The organism is Paraburkholderia eburnea (genome assembly GCF_002917095.1).
GTDB lineage: Bacteria > Pseudomonadota > Gammaproteobacteria > Burkholderiales > Burkholderiaceae > Paraburkholderia > Paraburkholderia eburnea.
Genome location: NZ_PQGA01000051.1, coordinates 1 through 1,313, shown reverse-complemented (window position 1 = coordinate 1,313; position 1,313 = coordinate 1). Strand labels below are relative to the sequence as shown.

Annotated in this window: 1 protein-coding gene; it reads right to left on the bottom strand. The window is 66.2% G+C overall.

Annotated features, from left to right (window positions below):
* Positions 1-1,313, bottom strand: a 1,313-nt coding sequence (ilvA, locus tag B0G62_RS30990) for a threonine ammonia-lyase, biosynthetic (RefSeq protein ID WP_103707976.1), incomplete at both ends; no start/stop codon positions are given.

Genomic DNA, 1,313 nt, shown 5'->3' with positions numbered 1-1,313 from the left:
TCCGCGCCCTGGTTGCGGTAGTGGAACAGGCTGATATTCCAGTTCGGCGCCATCGACGAAAGAAAGCGCATCAGCGCGCCCGGCCGCTCCGGAAACTCGAAGCGGAACAGGCGCTCGTCATGCGCCAGCGGCGAGCGCCCGCCCACCATGTAGCGGATGTGCTGCTTCGAGAGTTCGTCGCCGGTGAGATCGACGCTCGGGAAGCCATGCGTCACGAAGGCTTCGGCGATCTGCTGCGATTCGCCCCGGTTGCGGATCTGCACACCGACGAAAATATGCGCGCGCTCGGCGTCGTCGATGCGGTAGTTGAATTCGGTGACGCTGCGCGTGCCGACCAGTTCGCAGAAGCGCTTGAAGCTGCCGCGTTCTTCGGGGATCGTCACCGCGAACACGGCTTCGCGCGCCTCGCCGACTTCGGCGCGCTCGGCCACGAAGCGCATGCGGTCGAAGTTCATGTTCGCGCCCGAGGTGATCGCGATCAGCGTCTTGTCGTCGATGCCTTCGCGTTCGGCGTATTGCTTCGCGCCCGCCACGGCCAGCGCGCCCGCCGATTCGAGCACGCTGCGCGTGTCCTGGAAAACGTCCTTGATCGCGGCGCACAGCGCGTCGGTGTCGACCGTCAGCACGTCGTCCAGATATTCCTGGCACAGGCGGAAGGTTTCCTCGCCCACCAGTTTCACCGCCGTGCCGTCCGAGAACAGGCCCACTTCGCTGAGTTCGACGCGCTTGCCCGCCTTGAGCGACTGCGCCATGGCGCAGGAATCGTCGGTCTGCACGCCGATCACCCTGATCTCCGGGCGCACCGCCTTGACGTAAGCCGCGACGCCCGCCGCGAGACCGCCGCCGCCGATCGGCACGAAGATCGCGTGAATCGGGGCCTGATGCTTGCTGAGGATTTCCATCGCCACGGTGCCCTGGCCGGCGATCACGTAGGGATCGTCGAAGGGATGCACGAAGGTGAGGCTCCGTTCTTCCTGAAGGCGCACGGCGTGGGCGTAGGCATCGCTGTAGGACTCGCCGGCCTGTACGACTTCGACCATCGAGCCGCCGTGAGCGCGCACGGCATCGACTTTCACCTGCGGCGTCGTCACCGGCACGCAGATCACGGCCTTCACGCCCAGGCGCGCGGCCGACAGCGCCACGCCCTGCGCGTGATTGCCCGCCGAAGCCGTAATCACGCCGCGCTGCAGTTGCTCTGCCGACAGATGCGCCATCTTGTTGTAGGCGCCGCGCAGCTTGAACGAGAACACGGGCTGGTTGTCCTCGCGCTTGAGCAGGACCGTGTTGCGCAGGCGGGCGGAGAGATTCGGTGC